Genomic DNA, 6472 nt, shown 5'->3' on the forward strand with positions numbered 1-6472 from the left:
CCCTGCAACAGCTGGGAGCATCGGTGGTAACGGAAGGGGAAACCGTAAAACACTAACAACATGAACAGTTTCGGCAGATTATTCAGGGTGAATGTTTTCGGGGAATCGCATGGGGAGAGCGTGGGCGTCAATATCGACGGTGTACCCGCGGGTATTCCCTTGCGCCAGGAAGACTTCCTGGCCGACCTGGAGCGCCGCAAGGGCGGGGCGCGCGGCACTACGCCGCGAAAGGAAGACGACCTGCCGTTCCTGAAATCGGGCGTGTTCAACGACCGGACGACCGGCGCACCTGTCACGATCCTTTTCGAGAACAACAATACCCGCAGCGCGGATTACGCCAAGTTGCGGGAGTTCCCGCGGCCGGGGCATGCCGACTTCGTAGCGTCGAAGAAATTCGGCGGTTTCGAGGATTACCGCGGCGGGGGGCACTTCAGCGGCAGGCTGACCCTGAACCTCGTGGCGGCGGGCGTGATCGCCAAGAAGATCCTGGGCGAAGGGGTGTCCGTGAAAGCGGAGATCACCGAAGTAGGCGGCATCGCCGATCCCGAACAGGGGCTGGAAGAAGCCATCAAAGCCAAGGATTCTGTAGGCGGTATCGTGGAATGCCGGGTCGACGGTTTGCCCATCGGTCTGGGAGAACCTTTCTTCGACTCCCTGGAATCGAACCTGGCGCATGCCGTGTTCGCCATTCCGGCGGTGAAGGGGATCGAGTTCGGGTCTGGCTTCGCTGCGGCGAAGATGAAAGGGCTGGAACATAATGATCCCATCATCGATATGGAAGGCAAAACCGCCACCAACCATGCCGGTGGCGTGGTGGGCGGCATCACCAACGGCAACCAGCTGGTGTTCCGCATCGCGGTGAAACCTACTTCTTCCACCCCGAAAGAACAGCAAACGCTGAATATCACGACGGGAGAAGTGGAAACCTTCTCTGTGAAAGGGCGCCACGATCTCTGCATCGCGCTGCGCGTGCCCGTGGTACTGGAAGCCGTAACAGCCATGGTGCTGGCGGATTTCATGCTCCTGGAGCAACGCCGGCCGAGGGTGTTTTCCTGAGTCAATACACCAAATTCGTATACGTCCCGGGCGCCGCAAGGAGTCCGGGATTTTTTATGGGAATATGATACCGTTGCCTTCCTGTTGGAAACTCGTATCGCATTCCCAACCTGATTTCAATCTTCCCGCCTGCGCCAGTAATTCATAAAAAGTGTTTGGCCCTTTTGGTCGATATGCGCCACCAGATCAGGGTTACGGATATTGCGGTACAGGGAAAGATCGACGAAGTATGGGAGGTTTAAATATTCCATCAGCGATTTTATCTTGCACAGCATGGCGCCGTCCAGCTTTTCTCCCTTCAGTGTTAAATCGATGTCGGATCCTGCGTAATAGTTTCCCATGGCTCTGGAACCATATAAGATGACTTCTTCGATTTCCGGTATGGCGGTGAAGAACCCGAAGAGTTTGTTCATAACAATTTCTGAAAGCCCGAATTTCATCATGCTTCAATTTTTAAGATGATAAAAGGTATTTGACCTTCACGGATCATTTCCATCGTTTGTTGGAACTGTTGGAACAATGAAAAGTAGTGCAGCCTGATGTTGCCCACAATCCTTTCCACCATTTCTTCACTGTAGGAATGCACGGTGTCGTTTCGCTCATCTACCATCTGGCTCCAGAGATCACCATTGTCGATTAGCCTGAATCGCAAGGCCGATTTGATAGCGCTGCGGCTGCCATAAATGTTTGTCTGGCCATACGATTCCAGGAAATCTTTCATGGTGTTCCATGCCATTTCATAAGTAAATTCGAAAGATTTTACCATGCCTTCAAAATAAAGGTCGTCAAGTGTTTCCGCCCGGTCTATATAGCGTTTGAGCCGTTGCAGCGCTCTTGAGAAGCTTTGAAACCGCTGTTCCCAGCGGATGGGTTTTTCCAACATAACAAGGATATTTGATGAGGCCGCATAATAGTTTTTTTCCGAATGCAAAAATTTTTCGGGCATAAAAAAAGCTGGCCTGATTACAGGCCAGCCATAGCGGGTTATACTTCCTTTCAGATTATTCTTTCACGATTTCCAGCAGCTGCACGTCGAAGATGAGTGCACTGTTGGGGGCGATCTTCGCACCTGCCTGGCGTTCGCCATAAGCGAGGTCGGAAGGGATGAAGAGCTTCCATTTTGAACCGACGGACATGAGCTGAAGGGCTTCCGTCCAGCCTTTGATCACGCCCGTGATCGGCAGCACGATGGGCTCGCCGCGTTCTACGGAACTGTCGAATACGGTACCGTCGATCAGCGTGCCGGTGTAATGTACTTTCACTTTATCCTGCAGCGTAGGCTTGGGCCCCGTTCCGTTTACCAGCACCTGGTATTGCAGGCCGCTGGCGGTGGTGTTGATGCCTTCCTTCGCTTTATTGTCGGTCAGGAACTTGTCGCCCGCCGCTTTGGCTTTTGCGGCCTTCTCCGCCTTGATCTTCTGCAGGTAAGTGCTCACAACGCTCATTCCCTTTTCGGTGGTGATCATCGCGGAATCGCCCTTGTAAAGATCTTCAATAGCTTTGAACAGCAGGGGAAGGTTCAGCGAATCCAGCCCTTGCTTTTTCAGCATCTCGCCCATGTCGTTGCCGATGGTGTAAGACACCGAATCGAGCGTGGTAACGAGGGCGGGAGGGGGCGGCACAACCGGACCTTTCTTTTTCTTCCTTTGACTATAGGCAGCCTGGACGCTCATAAGGCCCAGGAGGCAGATAAACAGGCTTTTTCTGGAAATCATACGATGCTTGAAATTTGTAGCGCAATATAGCCAATTATTTTATCCGGCTCCAGATTTCGTGCATGGGATCTCCGGCGGTGCTTTTGCCGCTGTGGTGCCACTTTCCGTCATCCACCTTCGCGTCGAACTGGACGTTGCGGCCCACACGGTTGTTGTCGCGGGAGAAGAAAGTGATGGTTTCAGTGTATTTGCCGTTTTCAAACGTGTAGGTGCCGCCGCCGGTGCCGAAAAATTCTTTCGTTTCAGTGTTCATCGCGATCCACTGGAAGCGGCCGCCGGTGAGGATTTTCAGGGTTTTGCGCGGACCGGGTTTCATCTCCGACATGTTATTATCCACCATTCGGCCGGTGATCCGCCATGTGCCTGCCAGATCGTTGGGCGCGGCTTCGGTGGCGCGGCTGAACACCAGTTCGCCTTCCGGCAGCGTAAGCGTCAGCATGCCGCCGGTGATCCGGTAGGGCACGTTGCGCGTCGCGCCGATCATGTCCTTGTCATGGCTGGAAAATTCGAATACCACATCCATGTTCTGGCCGGTTGTTTTGATGGTACCGCCGAACGTTTGCAGGAAGGCCGTGGGTGTATAATCCGTGTAGGAGAAATAATCGTCCTGGATAAGGAGGATCGTCACCGTGTCTTGCGAAGGCCGCTGCAGGATCCAGGAGCCGTTGGCTTCGGATTGGGCGTAGCTGGCGCCGCCCATAAGCAGGAGGCAGGCAAAAAGGAATGCTTTCATAGTTGCGTATTTTAACGTGTTGGATGAATAATCAGGGTAAAACGGGCAGCAAAATCCGCGATGCGTTTGCGGCGTTATGCCAGATGCTGATATCCGACGGCACGAAATCTTCTGGTTTGGCTTTGTAAATATCCGTAAAAGTCTGCGGATTCCGGTCTACCAGCGGAAACCAAGTGCTCTGGACCTGTATCATCAGCCGGTGGCCTTTTTTGAAGGTATGCGCCACGTCGGGCAGGGTGAATTTCACCGGGGTCACTTTCCCGGGAACGAACGGTGCCGGCTGCGCGAAGTTTTCCCGGTATTTGCCGCGCATTACTTCGCCCCGCACCAGCATCTGGTACCCGCCCATGGGATAGGTGGCGGAAACATAGCGCGGATGGGCGGTTGGCGCGGGCGTTCCCCCGTAACTGAAATCATCCGGGAACACGTCGATCACTTTCACGATAAAATCCGCGTCGGTGGTGCTGATACTGGCCATTAACTCGGCGATCACCGGCCCGGCGAGCGTCAGGTCTTCCGTCAGTTCCCCGGTCTGGAACACCAGTACATCGGGCCTCCGGGCCGCAAAGCGCTGGTCGTCGGTCATGTAGCTGATCGTTCGGGTATGGTGGATGTCGGAAATATAAGGCACCGGCTTCGAGGGGTCGCTGGTATAACTGCTGTATTCCTTGCCGGCAGCAGGTTTGTCGAAAGACAGGCCGCCGCCGGGCTGGAGGTACATCGCTTTTTCCTGCACGCCGGCAGCCGGCCAGCGGTCGAACGTCCGCCACTGGTTCGCGCCGGTAAAGAACACGGATGCTTCGGGAATGGCTTTTTCCGGCTCGCCCAGCAGGTAATGGTCGAAGAAGGGATGCTCGATGTTATCCTGGTACCATTCGGCCGTATTGGCGCCGAACTGCACGTTGCCGAGGTATGTACCGTCGTTGGTGGACCACTGGCCATGATACCACGGCCCCATCACGATGCGGTTGCTGATGCCGGGGTTCTGCTTTTCGATGGCCTCGTAAGTGGCCCAGGCGCCGAAGCAGTCTTCCGCGTCGAAAGTGCCGCCTACCACCAGCATCGCGGGCCGCAGTTTCTGCAGGTGCGGGCGCACGTTTCGGGCTTTCCACCAGGCGTCGTAGTCGGGGTGGTTGTACAGGTCTTTCCAGAAAGCGATGCTGTCGCCCATCAGCTGTGCGATCTGCGGCAAGGTGCCGGCTTCCAGGAAGAATTTATAGTTGTCTTTCGTGGGATACGGGTAACCGGTGGGGCCTACGGTGGTAGGATGGGGGCGCGGTTTACCAAACCCGCTGTAGAAAGCGAAGGCGTCGTTGAGCATGAAAGCGCCGTTGTGGTGGAAGTCGTCGCCAATGAACCAGTCCGTCACCGGCGCCTGCGGGCTCACGGCCTTCAGCGCGGGGTGATGGCTCAGCGCAGCCATGGTGGAGTAAAACCCGGGATAGCTGATCCCCGAAACCCCAACGTTGCCGTTGTTGTTCCTGACGTTTTTCACCAGCCAGTCGATGGTGTCGTAGGTATCGGTGGATTCGTCCACGTCTTTCTTTTTGGGCGCGGGGTTATGCGGCCGCACGTCCACGAAAGTGCCTTCGCTCATCCAGCGGCCGCGGACGTCCTGCTTTACGATGATGTAGCCTTTGCGGAGGTAATGCGCGAAGCTGGCGCGCATTTTCGGGAACTCGCCGTCGCCGTAGGGCGCGCAGCTGTAGGGCGTCCGTTCCAGCAGAATGGGATGTTTGCCCGGCGCGCTTTTGGGCGAGTACACCACCGTGAACAGGCGGGTGCCGTCGCGCATGGGGATCTGCAGTTCCTGTTTGTCGTAATTCTCGCGCAGCCAGGTGGTTTCCTGTTCCTGCTGCGCCCTGCCGGCGGTAAATACCAGCATGGCCACGAATAAGGCCATCATCTGTTTAACCATGTCTTCTAAATTGATAGTGATAAATATACTCCATCTGCCTCACATGAAAGTATTTTGCCTAACTTCCGTGTTCAAACAAGCATCTATGTCCAGACCCGCCAACACGGAGTATGCCGCGTTTTACGAAACCTACGTGGGCAAAGTGTCCGAAGACGATCTCACCACCGCATTCCGCAGGCACACCGCCAACCTGCTCGCTTTCCTCAGCGCCATTCCCGCCCAGCGCCGCGATCATGCCTACGCCCCCGGAAAATGGACGATCAGACAAGTGCTGCAGCACATGATCGACGCCGAGCGCGTATTCGCCTACCGCGCCCTGAACTTCGCCCGGAAAGACCCCAACGCTTTGCCGGGGTTCGATGAAAACGAATTTGCCGACGTGGCGCGCGTGGATCACCGCGAATGGAGCGATATGGTGGAAGAATTCCAGTTCGTCCGCAACGCGTCCGATCTTTTCTTCCGCTCGCTGAACGAAGAAGAGCTCGCCCGCACCGGCGTAGCCAGCGGCAAGCCGGTGAGCGTCAGGGCATTGGGGTTCATCATGATCGGCCATGCCATCCATCACACCGAAGTAGTGAAGGAAAGATACCTGTAAAGCAATATACTATCAGTACGGGCCGGTAAAAACCGGTAGTATTACGGAAATTTTTTTCCACGATGAAAATCAGCTACGCCCTTGCCGCTTACCTCTGCGCCGGGATGGCAGCCCATGCGCAGGAATCCCCGCTCTGGAAAGAGTTCGTGGCCTCCCGCGCATCCGGCCGCACCGCCACGCTGCCAGACTTCTCCTGGGCAGGGTACCACTTCTCCGAAAAAGAACTGCCAGACGGGCAATCGAAAAAAGTATTCAACGTGAAGGATTTCGGCGCGCTGCCGGACGATGACCGTTACGACGACGACGCCATCCAACTGGCCGTCCGCGCCGCGGAAGCCAACCCCGGCGGGGGGATCGTCTTCTTCCCGGCCGGCAGGTACCTCATCTGCCCCGACGAAGACCAGTCCAAACGCATCACCATCCGCAAATCGGGCATCGTGCTCCGCGGATCGGGC

The 6472-nt window shown here is 55.9% G+C and carries 8 protein-coding genes; 3 read left to right on the plus strand and 5 right to left on the minus strand.

Going from position 1 to position 6472, the window contains the following annotated elements; all coding sequences use genetic code 11:
• The first annotated feature begins 60 nt into the window (after nt 1–60).
• The gene (locus Q0510_RS02290; protein ID WP_298707848.1) at nt 61–1056 is read left to right on the plus strand and encodes a chorismate synthase; all 996 of its coding nucleotides are present in this window, start codon (nt 61–63) and stop codon (nt 1054–1056) included.
• A 116-nt stretch (nt 1057–1172) separates the two neighbouring features.
• On the opposite strand, the gene Q0510_RS02295 is transcribed toward Q0510_RS02290, so the two are convergent.
• From Q0510_RS02295 to Q0510_RS02315, 5 genes are all read right to left on the minus strand, one after another.
• Nucleotides 1173–1499, minus strand: coding sequence for a nucleotidyltransferase domain-containing protein (locus Q0510_RS02295; RefSeq protein ID WP_298707850.1), 327 nt, complete (start codon nt 1497–1499; stop codon nt 1173–1175).
• Nucleotides 1496–1939 (minus strand): HI0074 family nucleotidyltransferase substrate-binding subunit, encoded by a 444-nt coding sequence (locus tag Q0510_RS02300; RefSeq protein WP_298707852.1) that lies wholly within the window; start codon nt 1937–1939, stop codon nt 1496–1498. The genes Q0510_RS02295 and Q0510_RS02300 overlap by 4 nt, the downstream gene beginning before the upstream one ends.
• Before the next feature lie 118 nt (nt 1940–2057).
• Nucleotides 2058–2771, minus strand: coding sequence for an FKBP-type peptidyl-prolyl cis-trans isomerase (locus Q0510_RS02305; protein WP_298707854.1), 714 nt, complete (start codon nt 2769–2771; stop codon nt 2058–2060).
• A 34-nt stretch (nt 2772–2805) separates the two neighbouring features.
• Nucleotides 2806–3504, minus strand: a complete 699-nt coding sequence (locus tag Q0510_RS02310; RefSeq protein ID WP_298707856.1) for a hypothetical protein — start codon at nt 3502–3504, stop codon at nt 2806–2808.
• A gap of 31 nt (nt 3505–3535) precedes the next feature.
• Nucleotides 3536–5422 (minus strand): CocE/NonD family hydrolase, encoded by a 1887-nt coding sequence (locus Q0510_RS02315; protein ID WP_298707858.1) that lies wholly within the window; start codon nt 5420–5422, stop codon nt 3536–3538.
• Between the two features lie 85 nt (nt 5423–5507).
• On the opposite strand from Q0510_RS02315, the gene Q0510_RS02320 reads away from it, so the two are divergent.
• Both Q0510_RS02320 and Q0510_RS02325 read left to right on the plus strand, forming a co-directional pair.
• Nucleotides 5508–6017, plus strand: coding sequence for a DinB family protein (locus Q0510_RS02320; RefSeq protein WP_298707860.1), 510 nt, complete (start codon nt 5508–5510; stop codon nt 6015–6017).
• Between the two features lie 62 nt (nt 6018–6079).
• On the plus strand, nt 6080–6472 hold a 393-nt coding region (locus tag Q0510_RS02325; RefSeq protein ID WP_298707861.1), incomplete at its 3' end, for a glycosyl hydrolase family 28-related protein.

Origin of the sequence: uncultured Chitinophaga sp. (genome assembly GCF_937874145.1) — a bacterium.
Classification (GTDB): Bacteria; Bacteroidota; Bacteroidia; order Chitinophagales; family Chitinophagaceae; genus Chitinophaga.